General features: G+C 68.6%; 14 protein-coding genes. 6 read left to right on the top strand and 8 right to left on the bottom strand.

Annotated features, from left to right (window positions below; genetic code table 11):
* The first annotated feature begins 203 nt into the window (after positions 1 to 203).
* Entirely contained in the window at positions 204 to 644 is a 441-nt protein-coding gene (locus DMB37_RS38030; RefSeq protein WP_135236852.1) for a hypothetical protein, read from the top strand.
* Between the two features lie 12 nt (positions 645 to 656).
* Here DMB37_RS38030 and DMB37_RS38025 read toward each other — a convergent pair whose 3' ends face one another.
* Positions 657 to 2,636 carry a CocE/NonD family hydrolase gene (locus DMB37_RS38025; protein ID WP_135236851.1) on the bottom strand — a complete coding sequence of 660 codons (1,980 nt, stop codon included), beginning with the start codon at positions 2,634 to 2,636 and terminating at the stop codon, positions 657 to 659.
* Between the two features lie 350 nt (positions 2,637 to 2,986).
* Here DMB37_RS38025 and DMB37_RS38020 point away from each other — a divergent pair, with 350 nt between their 5' ends.
* Positions 2,987 to 3,892 (top strand): dienelactone hydrolase family protein, encoded by a 906-nt coding sequence (locus DMB37_RS38020; RefSeq protein WP_135236850.1) that lies wholly within the window; start codon positions 2,987 to 2,989, stop codon positions 3,890 to 3,892.
* Positions 3,893 to 4,343: 451 nt separating this feature from the next.
* Here DMB37_RS38020 and DMB37_RS38010 read toward each other — a convergent pair whose 3' ends face one another.
* Positions 4,344 to 5,243 carry a LysR family transcriptional regulator gene (locus tag DMB37_RS38010; protein WP_135236849.1) on the bottom strand — a complete coding sequence of 300 codons (900 nt, stop codon included), beginning with the start codon at positions 5,241 to 5,243 and terminating at the stop codon, positions 4,344 to 4,346.
* 118 nt (positions 5,244 to 5,361) lie between these two features.
* Between DMB37_RS38010 and DMB37_RS38005 the strand changes: the two genes are divergently transcribed.
* From DMB37_RS38005 to DMB37_RS37995, 3 genes are all read left to right on the top strand, one after another.
* A complete protein-coding gene (locus tag DMB37_RS38005) occupies positions 5,362 to 6,483 on the top strand; it encodes a sorbosone dehydrogenase family protein (RefSeq protein WP_135236848.1) in 1,122 nt (373 codons plus the stop codon).
* Between the two features lie 546 nt (positions 6,484 to 7,029).
* Positions 7,030 to 7,749 (top strand): hypothetical protein, encoded by a 720-nt coding sequence (locus DMB37_RS38000; protein ID WP_135236847.1) that lies wholly within the window; start codon positions 7,030 to 7,032, stop codon positions 7,747 to 7,749.
* A gap of 174 nt (positions 7,750 to 7,923) precedes the next feature.
* A complete protein-coding gene (locus DMB37_RS37995; RefSeq protein WP_135236846.1) occupies positions 7,924 to 8,361 on the top strand; it encodes a DoxX family protein in 438 nt (145 codons plus the stop codon).
* 223 nt (positions 8,362 to 8,584) lie between these two features.
* Here the strand turns inward: DMB37_RS37995 and hutI are convergent, their stop codons facing one another.
* The 5 genes from hutI to hutH form a co-directional block, all read right to left on the bottom strand.
* Complete coding sequence (hutI, locus tag DMB37_RS37990; RefSeq protein ID WP_135236845.1) at positions 8,585 to 9,742, bottom strand: imidazolonepropionase; 1,158 nt, start codon at positions 9,740 to 9,742, stop codon at positions 8,585 to 8,587.
* The gene (locus DMB37_RS37985) at positions 9,730 to 11,034 is read right to left on the bottom strand and encodes a formimidoylglutamate deiminase (RefSeq protein ID WP_135236844.1); all 1,305 of its coding nucleotides are present in this window, start codon (positions 11,032 to 11,034) and stop codon (positions 9,730 to 9,732) included. The genes hutI and DMB37_RS37985 overlap by 13 nt, the downstream gene beginning before the upstream one ends.
* On the bottom strand, positions 11,031 to 12,230 hold the full coding sequence (locus DMB37_RS37980) for an allantoate amidohydrolase (RefSeq protein WP_135236843.1): 1,200 nt from the start codon (positions 12,228 to 12,230) through the stop codon (positions 11,031 to 11,033). Before DMB37_RS37980 ends, DMB37_RS37985 begins: the two co-directional genes overlap by 4 nt.
* A gap of 37 nt (positions 12,231 to 12,267) precedes the next feature.
* Entirely contained in the window at positions 12,268 to 13,920 is a 1,653-nt protein-coding gene (gene hutU, locus DMB37_RS37975) for a urocanate hydratase (RefSeq protein ID WP_135236842.1), read from the bottom strand.
* Positions 13,921 to 13,983: 63 nt separating this feature from the next.
* Entirely contained in the window at positions 13,984 to 15,543 is a 1,560-nt protein-coding gene (gene hutH / locus DMB37_RS37970) for a histidine ammonia-lyase (protein WP_135236841.1), read from the bottom strand.
* 87 nt (positions 15,544 to 15,630) lie between these two features.
* Here hutH and DMB37_RS37965 point away from each other — a divergent pair, with 87 nt between their 5' ends.
* A complete protein-coding gene (locus DMB37_RS37965) occupies positions 15,631 to 16,413 on the top strand; it encodes an IclR family transcriptional regulator (RefSeq protein WP_135236840.1) in 783 nt (260 codons plus the stop codon).
* Here the strand turns inward: DMB37_RS37965 and DMB37_RS37960 are convergent.
* Positions 16,410 to 17,210 (bottom strand): SAM-dependent methyltransferase, encoded by an 801-nt coding sequence (locus tag DMB37_RS37960; protein WP_135236839.1) that lies wholly within the window; start codon positions 17,208 to 17,210, stop codon positions 16,410 to 16,412. The genes DMB37_RS37965 and DMB37_RS37960 overlap by 4 nt on opposite strands.
* Positions 17,211 to 17,278: the final 68 nt, after the last annotated feature.

The following is a 17,278-nucleotide window of genomic DNA, read 5'->3' as shown; positions in this document are numbered from 1 at the left end:
CGACGAGTAAGTCCGGAGCCCGTGGAAAATGGGTCTGCAGGGACGCTCTCACAGCTGATACGGTCACGCGACCGCAGACCGTATCGACCCTGGGGCGACAAGTGAGCGACCACACCGCACCCCCACCCTTGTGGTGGCGGTTGACCACCGTTGCGATTATCGTTGCGACAGTTGCCCTTTGCCTCGCCCAGCTGTGGGGTGAGATGTCGATAGAGTCGCTCCGCTACTGGCTCTACACGTTGATGTTGTTCTTGGCCGTCGGCCTGGCCTGCTTGGCGACCGGACTGGCCGGTGCATTGCTCTATCGCTCCTGGCGGCTGAGCCTGATCGCACCGGCGGTGGCGATACTGAGCATTGCCGTGGGGTTCACCGGCATACCAGGCAAAGTCGGCTGGGCCCTGTCGAAGGATGCGTTCGAGCACGCAGCAGTTACGTGTGCCCAGGCGAAAGACACCAGACTTGGCGTCATTCGGGTCACCACAATCACCAAACGTGACGGGGGCTGCCGTCTGTACACCCACGGTGGTCTGATCGACCCCGTGGGGTTCGCCTACTTCCCTGACCGCACCCCGGTCACCAGCAGTCCGGAGGACAGCTACACACACCTCGAGGGCCCCTGGTACCGCTTCTATGACGGCTTCTGAGCACCGCCGGCCTCACCCCAGCGGCCGGTCGGTCGGCAGGTTCACGAAGCTCGGCGCGGCCGGATCCAGGTGCAGGGACTGTGGTTTGAGTTCGGTGTTGTTGAGCAGGGGCCGGAAAGGCAGGCCCTTGGGCGAGTTTCCGGCGAAGACGTCAACGCGTAGTCGATGTCCGGGCTGGAGTACGGCTTGGATCGGGATGACGGCGATGTCGAGGGTGACGGGTTCGCCGGGCACTACCGGCAGCAGGCTGTCGAGGGTGATCGGGTTGTAGGTGGCGGTGTAGTCGCCGTTGGGTGAGCGGGTGCTTTTCGCGTCGTCCACGGCGCGCATCGACGCGGTGAGCTGGCCGGTGCTCAGGACGGTCGACGTTCCCTCGGGGGCAACGTCGTTCACGGTGACCGCCCAGTATCCGTCGGTCGCGTCGTGCACGGTGTTGAGGTGCACGTTGATCGGGCCGGAAAGGGTGGTCCGATCGGTGACCGGCAGGCTGGTGAAGGTCAGCGCGTTGCGTTCGGCGATGCGAGAGTCCTTGGCGCACATGTCCAATACCGCGGTGATGCCTGCGGCGCCCTGGGCGGTGTCGCGGGAGCAGACGGCGGTGAGGCCGGGGGCGACGGTCAGTGTGCGCGGTGCGTCGGGCTTTGTCGCGGACAAGGATCCGTCGTGCACGCTTTCGGCGGTGCCGCTGGGCTCGGCGGACAGATAGACCCGTCGATGGGTCATGTCGGTCTGCGGGAACTGTTTCATGGTGACCCAGCCGCCGCCCTGCTCCCAGACGGTCACCGGACCGAATCCGTCGATGCCGTGGTCGATGTCCTTGAGCCACTTGTCGAACCACACACGCTGCAAGACGTCCAGTCGCGCGGGGGCGCCGGGCAGGCCGGTGCCCGCGCCGGGATTCGCGTGGTAGGTGTCGCCGACCAGTAGGCGTTTCTTGTCGGCAGGCAACGGGATTGCGTTGTAGAGCGTGGTCGCGCTGTTGGCGAAGATATCGTGCCAGCCGCCATAGACGAAGGTGGGCACCGTGATTCGTTCCGGACGGCCCAGAATGGCTTGCCGGAAGTCGCTGTCGTCGTCCAGCGCGGCGGCCAGCGTCTGCGGGATCTGGTCGAGCGACGGCGTGAACAACGCCTGGGTCAGCAGGTCGACGTTGGTGGACGGATCGGCCATGCGGTCGCCCAACCAGCGCCAGTCGAAGGTGCCGTCGAGCATCGAGCGCACGTCGGGGATCAGCTTCGACTGGTTCACATTGCTCAGCCAGAGCGGCAGGAAGGTGGTGCCGACACCGCCGCCGGGCGCGACGACGTCGCGCATCAGGTCGCTACCCGGTTCCACCGGGAAGATGGCTTTCAGTGCGGGCGGGGCGTTCTCGGCCGCGCGGAGCTGGTTGATCCCCGCATAGGAGCCGCCGGTCATGCCGACCCTGCCGGTGGACCACCGCTGGACCGCCGCCCACTCGAGCACTTCGCGGGTGTCCTGCTGTTCACGGGCGCCGAGGGTGTCCCAGGTGCCCTGGGAGAAGCCGGTGCCGCGCACATCGGCGACGACCAGCGTGTATCCGCTGCGAATCAGGTTGCGGTCGAGGCCGAGGACGGTCTGCACGGTGCCGCCGTCGAGCGCGTGTAGTAGATCGCCGAAGCCGCTGATCGGCGTACCCGAGAGGTTCACCCGGCGCAGCGAGTCCAGGACGAGCGGCTGCAGGCCGGGTGCGGCCAGCGCCGAGTCGACCAGGTTCGCGATCAGTTTGGTGTACGGCGTGAGGTTCACGATGGTCGGCAGTGGACGCTGTTCCACCACGCCGTCCGCGTTCACCGGGCGGTAGACATTCGCCTTCAGCACCACGCCGTCGCTCATCCGGATCGGCACATCCCAGTCGATGTGCACGTCGGCGTACGGCTGCGGGCCGTCGTGCAGTGCGGTCCAGCGCTCACTGTGCGTGCCGGGGTGTGCCGCGGCCGAGCCCACCGCAAACCCGCCGCCGATCACTACCATCGAAAGGACCGTCGCCAGTCGAGCCGCGCGGACAAACCGTTGTGCCACTTGCTGCCCCGAAAACATCCTTCTCCTCGACCGATGTGCCGCTTATTGATTGGGCTCCGCAATGTCGAGGCACAACATAGCAATCTGTTCGCAAATGTCCGGGAGGTACGGCCCGGTCGGTTTGTCGGGTTGTCGCGGGACGGCTATCCGGTTGTGCGATATCGCATTTGCCCGAATTCAGCGTGGAGATACCAAGCGGTTGGGTTTAAGAATGTCGCCGGGCCGACACCGCTGCGCGGCTCAGTCGCGCCGTTGCCCGCAAAGCCACGCAGGGTGCCGCGGCGGGGGCCTACCTTGGTGGCATGACGCCGCTGCAGCGCTATATCGCGGAAGAAATCGCAGCCGATCACGCCGACGGCCTGGTGAATCGCCGGGAGGCGCTACGCCGCCTCGGGCTACTCGGTTTCGGGGTTCCCGCGGCGGCCGCCTTGCTCGCCGCCTGTTCCAGTGGGGACAACGACCAGCCCGCCAGCTCGCAACCGCCCACTCCCACAACGACATCCGCGCCGCCAGGGTCGAGCGCCGCGCTGCCGACCACGCCGATCACCTTTCCTGGACCGGACAATCGCGAATTACAGGGTGCCTGGGCCGGGAGTCCGCAGCCGCGCGGCGGCGTGCTCGTCATCCATGAGAACAAGGGCCTCACCGACCATATCCGTTCGGTGGCAGGGCGATTCGCCGGAGCCGGATACTCGGCCCTCGCCATCGACCTGCTCTCCGCGAAGGGCGGCACCGCGACGTTCACCGATCCGGCGGCCGCGACCGCCGAGCTCAGCAAAACCCCGCAGCAGCAGCTGCTCGCCGACCTGCGCGCCGGTCTCGACGAACTCGGGCGGCGGGTGCCGGGTAAGCAGCTCGGTGCCACCGGCTTCTGCTTCGGCGGTGGCCTGGTCTGGCTCCTGCTGACCGCCGGTCCGTCCACCCTCGCCGCTGCCACTCCGTTCTACGGGCCATTCCCTGACAACGGCGATTTCGCTGCTTCGAAAGCCGCAGTGCTCGGGGTCTACGCGGCGAAGGATGCTCGCATCGATGCCACCCGGCCCGCCGCTACGGCCGCGCTCGAGCGGGCAGGCACTCCGCACGAGATCTGGGTCGCGCCGAACGCCGATCACGCGTTCTTCAACGACACCGGGCCCCGCTATTCGCCGGCGGCCGCCGAGGAGGCTTGGCGGCGGGTACTCGGTTGGTACGGAACACATCTGGGCTGATCGAGCAGCCGGTCACCGGCCAGGTAGCCTTGGATCGGTGCGAGGTCTGGCGCAGCAACGCCGAGGTAGCCGTCGGAGCGGTCCGGCACCAGCGTGCCTGGACCAGCTGGATCGATGTCGTAGATACCGAAGGCCGAGCCGACGGTAGAGGTGGCGTCGCTGGCACCTACTACCAGCGACCGCCGACGAGGTGTCCGAACTGACGCGCTTGCCGGCATCGAACCACAGCGAAAGCGTGGGGCCGGCGCGCCTTGCTCGCCTGCGCCCGAGCGCAACGGCGTCCATTGTTATTGCTGCGTAACCGATTTCGCCGAGCAGTTCGACGGTGGCGGCGAGGAGCGTCTGTTCGCGTTCCGCGCCGCTGACCACAGATCCCCCAAGTGAACGGTACGGTGTCGTTCTCTTCGGCGCTAGCGCAAGACAACCGATCGGCATGAGGCCGACCGCGCGATTACCGAGCTTGATCGCCGAGAGCGACGTCCCGGCACGCCGCCAGCAGCGGCTGCAACCGCTCCATGGCGTTGTTGCGTACGGCCAGCACCGTGGGCAGCGCGAGCACGCCGGGCGTGCAGACCGGCAGGAAAGCCACCCGGCTGCTGTGCAGCAGGCGAGCGTGCGGGGCATACAGGACGGTCCAGCCTGCGGCGCCTGCGCCGAGCGCGGCGAGGGTGTCCTGGATGGATACCTGCTCGGGACCGAAGACCGGCTCGAATCCCGCCTTGCCGCAGGCGGTCAGCACGAGATCGTCGAGCAGGGCGTTGTTCTGCCGGTTGGTCAGGTAGAGCGGCAGCTCGGCGAGCTGGGCGAGATCGACACACCGGTCGGCGGCCGAGGGATGGTCGGCGGGCAGCGCGACGACCAGTTCGTCGTACCACACCGGGATCTGCTCCACGCCCTCCGGCGCGGTCACCTCGCCGCGCAGAAAGGCCGCGTCCCATTCGTATTCGGACACTTTGCGCAGTCGCTGGCCCAGGGCCGCCGAGGTCAACTCCACCTTCACACCCGGTGCGTGTTGTTTGAGCGCGACGAGCAACCGCTCCAGCCGTTCGCCCATCCCCCGGCTGGTCCCGATGCGCAGCACGGTCGGCGGGGTGAGGAAGTCCGCGACGCTGGTCCGCGCGCGCTTCTCCGCCGCGAGCACCTTCTTCGCGGCAGGCAGGAACGCCGCCCCGGCCTCGGTGAGCCGGACGCTACGAGGCGAGCGTTCCAGCAGCACGACACCGAGCTCGCGTTCGAGCCGGCCGAGCTGCTGGCTGACCGACGATTGCACAATCATCAGTCGTTCCGCCGCCCGGCCGAAATGTAGCTCCTCGGCCACCGCGACGAAATACCTCAGTTGACGAAGTTCCATGACCTCAACGTGGTTCGGGGACAAGACTGGGTCAGGCTACCGCCCGTGCTGCGCGGCCAACCGATGCGGCTTCTTCCCGCGCGCCGCGGGCCTTGGAAATGGTGTCGGAGGTGCCCACATGGGTATAAGGAATGTCAGGTTCGCGCGTCGTCGCGCGGTCGGTGCGGTGGGCACCGTATTTCTGGTCGTCGGCGTGCTGTGCGGGTGCGACAGCGGCGACCGGACCGAGCCCGCTCCCCCGACGGTGCACAGCACCGCGCCCAGTGTGCCCTCGGGCGCGCCCGATCTCGCAGTCGCGGAAGAGATCGCGCACGGCATCGAGGTGCCGTGGGGGCTGGCCTTCCTGCCCGACGGCAATGCCTTGGTGGCCGAGCGGGATACCGGGCGGATTCTGCGGATCGGGCCGGGCCACCCGCCGGAACAGGTGTACCAGGTGCCCGGCGTCGTCGCGCGCGGTGAAGGTGGCCTGCTCGGATTGGCGTTGTCACCGCAGTACAACGAAAACCGTTACGTCTACGCCTATTTCACCGGCGACACCGATAATCGAATCGTACGATTCCGGCTCGATGGACGGCCGGAAGTGGTGTTCGACGGGATTGCCAAGGCCGGCAATCACAATGGTGGGCGGATCGCGTTCGGACCGGACGGGATGTTGTACGTCGGGACCGGCGACGCGGGACAGACCGCGCGGTCGCAGGATCCGACGAGCCCCAACGGGAAGATTCTTCGGCTGACGCCGGAAGGAAAACCCGCGCAGGGTAATCCGACCCCGGGATCGCCGGTATACAGCCTGGGGCATCGCAATGTGCAGGGACTCGCGTGGGACCGCACCGGGCGGTTCTTCGCGGCGGAGTTCGGGCAGAACCGATTCGACGAGATCAATCTGATCGAGCCCGGACGCAACTATGGTTGGCCTGCGGTCGAGGGGAAGGGCGGCACGGATCGCGGATACGTCGAACCGTTGACGACGTGGACTACCGCGGAGGCGTCACCGTCCGGCATCGCGATCGCCGGGGACACACTCTATGTCGCAGCGTTGCGCGGTGCCCGATTGTGGACCGTGCCATTGCGCGACGGCACCGTCGGGCGCCCCCGAGATGTGCTGCAGGACAGATACGGTCGTCTACGCACGGTCATGGTCGCGCCCGACGGAGCACTGTGGCTCACCACCTCCAACACCGATGGGCGCGGTGATCCAGGCCCGAATGACGATCGCGTCCTTCGCTTCCCGGCTCGGTGAGCACCAGGACTCCTGGCCGACAGACTGTTTCGTGCTTCGACACGGCGCGCCCATATGCGAAATAGCCGAGGATATACCGAATATTCCCCACTTGAATTGCCGGTTATTCGATGCATAGTAATTGCTGCCCGAAGCGCGTAGGCTGAGTTCACTGCTCCAGCCAGCGACATCATCAATGTTTCCGTTGCTGGCAGATGAGTCAAAGCGTGGATGACTGTACGAGTGTGTCAATGTTTTCGATACTCTATCGAGACGCAGCACGGACATACGCCGCAGAAAATTGTTCCCGAAGTTCCTCAACGGCAACAGGTTTCATGGACCGGCTGAAATCGTACCGATAAACATTCCCCGCTGAGTCTCGATCTCCAACGCTGACGAAGACGGCGAATCAATGACTTGTCGATTAATCGACGAGCCGGTGAATACGCCGTGGCGCGCGTACTCGCATTCCTCCGAGTCGAACCGGAGGCATAAAAGCTCGCCATCTCGGCCGGTGCCGATACATCGGCCTCAGCGCATCAGCGCTTCAGCAATCGGAGTACGACCATGAATACGACACTCACCACACGCACCCGCATCGCTGCCCTACTGGGTGGACTCGTGCTGACCACCGGCACCATGATCGCCGTGGCACCACCGACGTTCGCGGCTGCCTGCGTCACCGTCCACGGCGCGAACGGCGCACCGGGCACCCCGACCAATCCAGCAGGCGGTGCGGGTGGGAACGGCAGCGCCGGTGCCAAGAACTGTCCAGGAGGTAACGGCGGCAACGGCGGCAACGGCTACGGCGGCGGAGCCGGTGGTGCGGGCGGCATCGGCGGCACCGGCGGACTCGGCGCCTCTGGCACCGGAGGGTCCGGCGGTACCGGCGGGCTCGGCGGCCCGACCGCGGGCTCAGGCGGTGCGGGCGGCGCAGGCGGCAACGGCGGCGCGGGCGCAACCGGCGGCTCCGGCAGCGCAGGGGCGGCAGGCGGTGCGGGCGGCCTCGGCGGCAACGCTCTTGCCGTTGCGACCGGTGGCGCGGGCGGCCGTGCGGGCAACGGCGGCAACGCCACCGGCACCAACAACAACGGTGGTGCGGGCGCTCGTGGTGGCAACGGCGGCAGCGGTGCCGTCGGAACCGGCGGAGCAGGCGGCAACGGTGGCAACGGCGGAGCCCAGGCCGGCACCGGCACCCTCGGCGCGTGCGGCAGCGGCGGCAACGGCGGACCGGGCTTGGTCGCAGGGGCGCCAGGCTCCGACGGCAGCGGCAGCGGCGTCTGCTGACGCAAACCCACCCCTGAATACAGCGGGCCCCACCACGCGATCGCGCGGTGGGGCCCGCCTTCATCCGAGGCGGTGCGAAAAATTTTCGCGGACAGCGATTAGTTCTCGCGCGGGGCTCCGTCCTATCCGTTGAACGCGCTTCCAACCCAGCGCGACCGACCAGAAGGACCAGAAATGACCACCGCGAACCCCGCCGCCAACTTCTCCGCCAACGCCACCTACCGCCCGGGCAAGGTCCGCGACCGCGTGCTGTGGACCCTGCAGATCCTGCTCGGCCTGTTCTTCATCATCGCTTCCGGCGGGCCGAAGCTCGTCATCCCGAACACCCTGATGGAGAACGCTCCCGAGAATCTGACCATCCCCATCGGACTGCTCATCTTCATCGGCGTTGTCGAGGTGGCGGGCGGAATCGGTCTGATGGTGCCGCGGCTCAGCGCCTTGGCCGCCGCGGGTCTGTCGGTGCTCACCGTGCTCGCCGCCGCGACGCAGGCTTTCATCGCCGACAAGCCTGCGATGGCGATCTTCCCGCTGGTGCTTGTCGCGATCTTCGCTTGGATCGCCTACGAGCGCCGCGCCACGATCACCGATCTGCGTAACTCGCTCTCGCGGTGACACATCCATAAAGCACGACCGGCGATCGGTGGCCTACCCACCGATCGCCATTCGTGCGTTCTCGGATCGATCGCCGTCGGGTTGGCGGCGACCGATCCGGCGGCCATCTGGTCCGCGGTGCACCGGCCGGTTTCGGGCGCCGCGCCAGGTGGCCGTTGTCGCGTCCGAGCGTGCTGCTTCGTTAATAATCCCGTTGGGCGGGAGGGACATCGGCCGCGACAGTTCAGTCGAACATCGGTACGCGGACTGCTCGGCCCAGCCGCCAGACCGCGTAGGTCAATGGCACTCCTGGGCGGTAAGCCAAGTGGGTGACCGAAGGGGCGTCGAGGACCTGGAGGTCGGCTCGGGCACCGACCCGGATGACGCCGACGTCGTCGCGGCGCAGTGCCCGCGCGCCGCCCGCGGTGGCGGCGTGCACGGCTTCGGCTATCGAGAGTCCCATCTGTAGCACGGCGGTGGCGACGCAGAAGGCCATCGAGGTGGTGTAGGAGCTGCCGGGGTTGGCGTTGGTGGCGAGTGCGACGGTGGCGCCCGCGTCGAGCAGGGCACGGGCTGGGGCGAGGCGCTGTCTGGTGGACAGGTCGCAGGCGGGTAGCACGGTGGCGACGGTGTCGGAGGCGGCGAGTGCCTCGATGTCCTCGTCGGTCAGGTAGGTGCAGTGGTCGACGCTCGCGGCGCCGTGGCGCACCGCGAGTTGGACGCCGGGGCCCTCCCCCAGCTGATTGCCGTGCACGCGCAGGCCGAGGCCGTGGGCGTGCGCGGCGCGCAACACCCGATCGGACTGGTCCTGGTCGAAAGCGCCTGTCTCGCAGAAGACGTCGGCCCAGCGCACGTAGGGGGCGACGGCGTCGAGCATCTCCCCGCACACCAGGTCGACGTAGGCGTCGGCGTCCATGTCGGACGGGACGAGGTGCGCGCCGAGGAAGGTGACCTCGTCGGCGGCGGCCGCGGCGAGCCGGGCGGAGCGGAGTTCGTCGGCGACGCTGAGCCCGTAACCGGTTTTGGTTTCCAGGCAGGTGGTGCCCTGGCGGCGGGCTTCGGCGAGGTGGCGAGCCAGGTTGACCGACAGCTCGTCGTCCGAGGCGGCCCTGGTGGCGGCGACAGTGGTGGCGATGCCGCCCGCGCGGTACGGCCGTCCGGCCATTCTGGCCTCGAATTCGGCGGTGCGGTCACCGGCGAAGACGAGATGGGTGTGGCTGTCGACCCAGCCCGGCAGGGCGGCGCGGCCGTCGAGGTCGATGCGATCGTCGGCGGCGGGTGCGTCGGCCGCCGGGCCGATCCAGGCGAAGCGGTCGCCGTCGAGCACGACCGCGGCGTCGTGCAGCGGGCCGTCCTCGGTGTTGGTGGTGAGTTCGCCGATACCGGTGATCAGGGTCGACACAGTGCCTCGATTTCTTCGCGCAACACGGTTTCCGGGCGTTCCACTCGCAGGTGCCGGTGCTCGGACACGACGAGGCGGCCCGCGACGAGCACCGAGCGGACGTCGCTCGCGGTCGCGGCGAACAGGGCGGCGGCGGGTGCGGTGCCGGCCGTGCGAATGGAGTCGAGATCGATGGTGACCAGATCGGCGGCGGCGTCAGGGGCGATCCGGCCGACCTCGGGCCACCCGATGGATGCGTGGTCGGTCGCGGCGCGGTAAAGCTCTGCCGGGGTGAAACGGCCACGAGCCCGGCTGGCTAGGCGCTCGTCGAGTTCGAGGGCGCGCCACTCCTCGAAGGCGTCGATCACCGCGTGGCTGTCGGTGCCGAGGCACAGGCCTACGCCGGCGTCCGACAGCGCGCGGGCCGGCCCAATGCCGTCGCCTAGGTCGCGTTCGGTGGTGGGGCAGAAACACGCGCGGCTGCCGCTGTCGGCGAGCAGGGCGACGTCGTCGGTCGTGAGGTGGGTGGCGTGTACCGCGACCGTCTGCGGGCCGAGCAGGCCCGCTTCGGCCAACAGTGCGGTCGGTGTACAGCCGTGTGCGGCGAGGCAATCGGCGTTCTCGGCGGGCTGCTCGGACAGGTGGACGTGCACCGGGCGGCCCTCGGCCGCGCCGGCAATTACCGGCAATGCCGCCGCGGGCACCGCACGCACGGAGTGCGCGGCGACGCCGGTCCGCACCAGCTCCGGTTTCGGCGCGAACGCGGCGGCGCGTTCGGCCCACGCGGCTACCGCGCCGTCGCTGAATCGAAGTTGATGCTCCCCCAGCTCGACACCGAATCCTCCTGCGAGATAACAGGTATCGAGCAGGGTGAGGCGGATACCGGCGTCCTCGGCGGCTGCGGCGAGTGCCGCGCTCATCGCGTTCGGATCTGAATACCGAGCGCCACCGGCAGCGTGATGCAGGTAGTGGAATTCGCCGACACTGGTGTATCCCGCCAGCACCATCTCGGCGTACACCGCGCGCGCCAGCCGGTAGTAGGAGTCCGGATTCAGTTGGGCGGCAACGGCATACATGCGTTCCCGCCAGGTCCAGAACGTGCCCTGGTCGTGCTGCGTGCGTCCGCGCAGCGCACGGTGGAAGGCATGCGAGTGCGCGTTGGCGAACCCGGGAATCGTCAATCCGGGCAGCACCGTGCCGGTCCGATCAGCGTCGCGGGTCACCGACCGGATCACCGCCCCGTGCACCTCGATCGCCACCGCCGCGGCCGGTCCGTCCGGCAGCCACGCGTGTTCGGCCCAGTAGACGGTCATCCGGCCAGTTCCTCGAGCACCCGTGCGAGACTCTGTGCGCCGCTGTCGATGTCGGCGGGCTCGGCGTACTCCTCGGGGGCGTGGCTGATGCCGGTCGGGTTGCGCACGTACAGCATGCCGGAGGGGACGTGCGCGGCGAGGATGCCCGCGTCGTGGCCCGCGCCGGTCGGCAGCGCGGGTACCCCGCCGAGCACCTTGTCCATTCGGCTCCGCAACGTCTCGTCGAAAACGACGTCGTCCGAGTAGGACTCCTCGGTGACGGTGAGCTCACACCCTTCCGCCGCAGCGGCCGCCCGCGCCGCTTCGGTGATGTCCTCGACCAGTGCCGCGGTGCGGCCCTCCCCCGAAACACGGGCGTCCAGCCACAGATCGACGGTGGACGCGATGACATTCGTGCCGCCGGGAGTAGGCACCAGCCTGCCCACCGTGGCGCGCGCGTCGGTCATCGCGGCGGCGGCCCGGCGCGCGGCCGCCACGACCGTCGCTGCGGGCAGCATCGGATCGTGCCGATCGGCGAGCCGGGTGGCGCCCGCGTGATTTCCCTGCCCGGCGAAGGAGAATCGGTAGCGCCCGTGCGCGATGATGCTGCTGCCGGTGGCGACCGGGCTGTCCAACTCGATCAGCCCGCGCCCCTGCTCCACGTGCAGTTCCACGAAACAGCCGATCTGGGCGAGTGATTCGGGATCGGCACCGAAACGCTTCGGATCGTGGCCTGCCTTCACGGCCGCTTCGGCGAGCGTCACGCCGTCGGTGTCTCGCAGGTTGCGCGCCCGATCGGCGTCGATGGCACCGGTGAGCAACCGGGAACCGAGGCACGGCACGCCGAAGCGGCCGCCCTCCTCCTCCGCGAACACCAGCAGGGCGAGCGGCTTGGCCGGGGTGAAACCCTTGCCCTGCAATATCTCCACCGCCGCGAGCGCGCTGGCCACGCCGAGCGGACCGTCGTAGGCGCCACCACCGGGCACCGAATCGAGATGGCTTCCCGTGACGACCGCGGCGCTGCCTGGATTTCCCCACCAAGCCCAGATATTGCCATTGCGGTCGGTATTCACGTCCAACCCGCTGTCGAGTGCCTGGTCGATGAACCAGTCGCGCAGCTCGAAGTCGGCGTAGTCATAGACGTGCCGGGAGTAGCCGCCGCGCCGGGCGTCTCGTCCGACACCGGCGATCTCGCCCATCAGCTCGTTCACGCCCACCGCGTTGCTCCTGTCGTGCCGTGCTCGCCGGTGTGGTTCACGGCGCCTCGTGCATGGGAATGCGGACACCGCGCTCGGCGGCCACCGTGGTCGCGCGCTCGTACCCGGCGTCGACGTGCCGGATCACGCCGGTGCCCGGGTCGTTGGTGAGCACCCGCTCGATCTTCTGCGCGGCCAGTTCGGTGCCGTCGGCCACGCAGACCTGCCCGGCGTGGATGGAGCGGCCCATGCCGACGCCGCCGCCGTGGTGGATGGACACCCAGGTCGCCCCGGACGCGGTGTTGAGCAGCGCGTTCAGCAGCGGCCAGTCCGCGATCGCGTCGGAACCGTCGGCCATCGACTCGGTCTCGCGGTACGGGGAGGCGACGCTGCCGGAGTCGAGATGGTCGCGCCCGATCACCACCGGCGCCGAAAGCTCACCGCTGGCGACCATTTCGTTGAATCGCAGGCCGGCCAGGTGCCGTTCGCCGTAGCCGAGCCAGCAGATGCGGGCCGGGAGCCCTTGGAAGGCAACACGTTCGCTCGCCATCCGGATCCAGCGGCGCAGCGACTCGTTCTCCGGGAACAGGTCGACGATGGCGCGGTCGGTGGCGGCGATGTCCTTCGGGTCGCCCGAGAGGGCCGCCCAGCGGAACGGGCCCTTGCCCTCGCAGAACAGCGGGCGGATGTAGGCGGGGACGAAGCCGGGGAAGTCGAAGGCCCGCTCGCAGCCGCCGAGTGCGGCCTCGCCGCGCAGTGAGTTGCCGTAGTCGAAGACCTCAGCGCCCTTGTCCAGGAAGCCGAGCATGGCGTCGACGTGCTCGGCCATCGATTCGCGGGCCCGCTCGGTGAACTCGTCGGGCTTCTTCGTCGCGTAGTCGGTCCAGTCTTCCACCGCGATGCCGCGCGGGAGGTAGGCGAGCGGATCGTGCGCGGAGGTCTGGTCGGTGACGATCTCGGGATCGAGACCGCGCGCGAGCAGCTGCGGCAGCACCTCGGCCGCGTTGCCGATCAGGCCGACGGACAACGCTTTTCGCTGCCTGCGCGCGCTAGTCACCCGCAGCACCGCGTCGTCGAGGTCGGTCGCGATCTCGTCCAGGTAGCGTTCCTGCACCCGCCGCTGGGCCCGGGCCGGGTCGCATTCGATGACCAGCGCGACACCGTCGTTCATGGTGACCGCCAGCGGTTGCGCGCCGCCCATGCCGCCGAGGCCCGCGGTCAGCGTGAGGGTGCCCGCGAGGGTGCCGCCGAAGCGCTTGTCCGCCACCGCCGCAAAAGTCTCGTAGGTGCCCTGGAGGATGCCCTGGGTGCCGATGTAGATCCACGAGCCCGCGGTCATCTGCCCGTACATGGTCAGCCCGAGCGCGTCGAGCCTGCGGAACTCCGGCCAATTCGCCCAGTCGCCAACGAGGTTCGAGTTCGCGATCAGGACCCGTGGCGCCCACTCGTGCGTGCGGAACACGCCGACCGGTTTACCCGACTGCACCAGCAGCGTCTCGTCGGCCTCCAGAGTGGTCAGACTCTGCGTGATCGCGTCGAAGCTGGCCCAGTTCCTGGCGGCCTTTCCGGTGCCGCCGTACACCACCAGATCCTCGGGCCGCTCGGCCACTTCGGGATCGAGATTGTTGTGCAGCATCCGCATCGCCGCCTCGGTCTGCCAGCTCTTGGCAGTGAGCTGCGCACCGCGCGCCGCCCGGACTATCCGACTCATAGAACCAACCTCCGATGAAATTTCGCCGCGAGCGGGGCAGCGCCGCGGCAGATGTCTGAAAAGTCAGGAACCGTTCGAGGACGCCAGGTGCGGGGCGACCGCGCGGGTGAGTTCGCCGGAACGGATGAGTGTCTCGGCCGCGGCGATCTCGGGAGCGAGATGGCGGTCCGGGCCGGGGCCGTCGACCTCGGTGCGCAGCAGCGCTCGGGCGGCGGCGGTGGCGGGGGCCGGACGCAGCGGCGCACGGAAGTCCAGTGCCCGTGCGGCCGTGAGGTATTCGACGGCCAGCACGGTGGTCAGGCCGTCCACCGCGGTGCGCAGTTTGCGGGCGGCGGACCAGCCCATCGACACGTGGTCCTCCTGCATCGCGCTGCTCGGGATCGAGTCCACCGACGCGGGCACCGCCAGGCGCTTGAGCTCACTCACCACGGCGGCCTGGGTGTACTGGGCGATCATGTGCCCGGAGTCGACACCGGGGTCGGCGGCCAGGAACGCCGGAAGGCCGTGCGACCGTGCGACATCGAGCATTCGGTCGGTTCGGCGCTCGGCCATGCTGGCGACGTCGGCCACCGGGATGGCGAGGAAGTCGAGTACGTAGGCGACCGGGGCGCCGTGAAAGTTGCCGTTGGATTCCAGCCGGCCGTCCGCGAGCACCACGGGATTGTCTACGGCGGCGGCCAATTCGCGATCGGCGACCAGCTCGGCGTGCGTGACGGTGTCGCGGGCCGCGCCGTGTACCTGCGGGGCGCAGCGCAGCGAGTAGGCGTCCTGCACCCGATTGCAGTCCGGCCCACGGTGACTGGCGACAATCTCCGAACCGGCCAGGGCGGCGGCGATCCGCGCCGCCGAGCGGGCCTGGCCCGGGTGCGGGCGCAGCGCCTGGAGGTCGGCGGCGAACACCCGGTCGGTGCCGAGCAGCGCCTCCACGCTCATGGCCGCGGTGAGGTCGGCGATGTCGAGCAGCATGTGCAGATCGGCGAGCGCGAGGGTCAGCATGCCGAGCATGCCGTCGGTGCCGTTGGTCAGCGCCAGCCCTTCCTTCTCGGCCAGCACCACCGGCTTGATGCCGTTGGCGCGCAAAGCCGTTGCCGCGTCCGACACCTTTCCAGCGGCATCGATGACTTCGCCCTCGCCCATCAGCGCGAGGGCCACCGCGGCCAGCGGCGCGAGGTCGCCGGAGCAGCCGAGCGAGCCGTACTCGTGCACGATCGGAGTGATGTCGGCATTGATCAGCGCGGCGAGGGTGGCCGCGGTCTCCGGGCGGATCCCGGTGTGGCCGGTCGCCAGGGTGCGCAACCGCAGCACCATCAGCGCGCGAACCACCTCGCGCTCGACCGGGCGGCCCGCCCCCGCCGCGTGCGAGCGGATCAGCGAACGCTGCAGGGCCGTGCGGCTCTCCTCGGGGATGTGGCGGGTCGCCAGCGCGCCGAAGCCGGTGGACACGCCGTAGGTCGGCACGGCGCCCGCGGCGAGCGCGTCGACGTGCGCCCGCGCCGCGGCCAGCCGGTCCTCGGTGGCCGCACTCAGGTGGACCTTGGCGCCGAGTCGCGCGACAGCGACGACCTGCTCCCCGGTCAACGGTCCGTCGAGGGCGACGGTCGGTAGCTGTGCAGTTTCGGGCATGGGCACCATTCCACCGTCGCGGCGGGCAGTGGAGAATGAGGGTCGGTCCGAATCTGTCTGATATCCAAGACTCGCCGAGGAGATGGCATGGGAACGAGCAGCGACGTCCCGGCGTTGCGCCGCGGCTTGGCGGTGTTGCAACTACTCGCGGGCCGGGCCGGGCCCATCTCCGCCTCGACGATCGCGCGCGAACTCGGGCTGCCCCGGTCCACGACATACCACCTGCTCGGCGAGCTGGAGGCGGCCCGATTCGTCACCCGGCTGCCCAGCGAGCGCCGCTACGGGCTCGGCATCGCCGCGTTCGAACTCGGTTCCGCGTACCTGCGCCACGATCCGCTGGAGCGGCTGGCCGGGCCGTTGCTGCGCGAACTGGTCGAGGAGGTCGGTCACAACGCGCACCTCGGGGTGCTGCACGGCAACGAATTGCTGTATCTCATCAAGGAACGCCCGTCGCGGCCGGAAACCCTGGTCACCAATGTGGGTGTGCGGCTGCCCGCGCATCTGACGGCCTGCGGCCGGGCGATCCTCGCCTACCTGCCTGCCGCGCAGATCCGCGCGCTGTTCCCGTCGGCGTCGTCGTTCGTCCGCCGTACCGAGCGCGGACCCAACTCGCTGGCGTCGCTGCGCAGCATCCTGGCCACCGAGCGCAAGCGCGGGTGGGCGTGTGAAGACGGCCATGTGACACCGGGTTTCGCCTCGGTCGCCTATCCGGTGTTCGATCACAACCAGCGTCCGATCGCGGCGATCAGTGTCACGCTGCGCCATCACTGCGCGGCCACGCCGTGTCCGGCCGACTGGGCGCCGCTGGCCGGGCGGGTGCGGGTCACCGCGGACAGCCTCACGCAGCGCATCGGCGGCCGGACCGCCTAGGCCTTGCGGCCGACGCCGCCCCATGCGGCCGACGGCGGTTCCGTGTTCGCGGCCTCGGGATCGTCGGGGTGCCAGTGATTGACCGGGACGATGCCGGGCGGCACGAGTTCGAGATTCTTGAAGACTTCACGGACCTGGTCGACGCTGCGCACGTAGTACGGAACGGCGCCGGTTTTGGAGTAGTAGTCCGAAAGGCGCACCAGCCGCGGATCTTCGTTGGTGCCCTCGTACATCGCGAAATAGCTTCCGGACGGAATGGCTTCCTGCAGCGCGGCGGTGATCCGGATAACGTCGTCCCAGGTGCGTGCGTGGCCGAGAACGCCCATGAACATCACGGCAATCGGTTTGTTGAAGTTCAGAATATTACGCGCTTCGGTGACCACCTGATCGGTGTCGTGGAAATCCGCTTCGATCAGCGCGGTCACACCTTCATCGGTGGTATTGATCAACAACGCGCGAGCATGGGCGAGCACGAGCGGATCGTTGTCCACGTAGACGACCTTGGATTCCGGCGCGACACCCTGTGCGACCTCGTGTGTGTTCTGCATGGTGGGCAACCCGGTGCCCACGTCGAGGAACTGGCGGATGCCGCACTCGGCGGCGAGGTAGCGCACCATGCGGATCAAGTACTTCCGCGATTGCCGCGCCATGGTGCCGATTTCGGGATACACCGATTCCCCCGACTCACCGGCTATCCGATCCACTTCGTAAAAGTCCTGACCACCGAGCCAGTAATTCCAGATTCGTGCGGAATGCGGTACATCGGTGCGGATCAGCCGATCGCTTTCGCGGACCATGATGCGGCTCCTCGAGAGGTGGTACTTGCGGCTGACTGTACAAGCGTCCAAGGGCCCGCGTCGGCGAT

This window comes from Nocardia sp. CS682, from assembly GCF_004634405.1.
Taxonomy (GTDB): Bacteria; Actinomycetota; Actinomycetes; order Mycobacteriales; family Mycobacteriaceae; genus Nocardia; species Nocardia ninae.
This window is presented reverse-complemented; position numbering and strand designations above follow the sequence as displayed.

What these genes read in the sequence shown, in the direction of transcription:
- DMB37_RS38005 (WP_135236848.1), top strand. Translation starts at nt 5,362, where the DNA reads ATGGGTATAAGGAATGTCAGGTTCGCGCGTCGTCGCGCGGTCGGTGCG.
- DMB37_RS37985 (WP_135236844.1), bottom strand. Translation starts at nt 11,034, where the DNA reads ATGACCGTCTACTGGGCCGAACACGCGTGGCTGCCGGACGGACCGGCC.
- hutU (WP_135236842.1), bottom strand. Translation starts at nt 13,920, where the DNA reads ATGAGTCGGATAGTCCGGGCGGCGCGCGGTGCGCAGCTCACTGCCAAG.
- DMB37_RS38010 (WP_135236849.1), bottom strand. Translation starts at nt 5,243, where the DNA reads ATGGAACTTCGTCAACTGAGGTATTTCGTCGCGGTGGCCGAGGAGCTA.
- hutH (WP_135236841.1), bottom strand. Translation starts at nt 15,543, where the DNA reads ATGCCCGAAACTGCACAGCTACCGACCGTCGCCCTCGACGGACCGTTG.
- DMB37_RS38025 (WP_135236851.1), bottom strand. Translation starts at nt 2,636, where the DNA reads ATGGTAGTGATCGGCGGCGGGTTTGCGGTGGGCTCGGCCGCGGCACAC.
- DMB37_RS38020 (WP_135236850.1), top strand. Translation starts at nt 2,987, where the DNA reads ATGACGCCGCTGCAGCGCTATATCGCGGAAGAAATCGCAGCCGATCAC.
- DMB37_RS38000 (WP_135236847.1), top strand. Translation starts at nt 7,030, where the DNA reads ATGAATACGACACTCACCACACGCACCCGCATCGCTGCCCTACTGGGT.
- DMB37_RS38030 (WP_135236852.1), top strand. Translation starts at nt 204, where the DNA reads ATGTCGATAGAGTCGCTCCGCTACTGGCTCTACACGTTGATGTTGTTC.
- DMB37_RS37965 (WP_135236840.1), top strand. Translation starts at nt 15,631, where the DNA reads ATGGGAACGAGCAGCGACGTCCCGGCGTTGCGCCGCGGCTTGGCGGTG.
- DMB37_RS37960 (WP_135236839.1), bottom strand. Translation starts at nt 17,210, where the DNA reads ATGGTCCGCGAAAGCGATCGGCTGATCCGCACCGATGTACCGCATTCC.
- DMB37_RS37995 (WP_135236846.1), top strand. Translation starts at nt 7,924, where the DNA reads ATGACCACCGCGAACCCCGCCGCCAACTTCTCCGCCAACGCCACCTAC.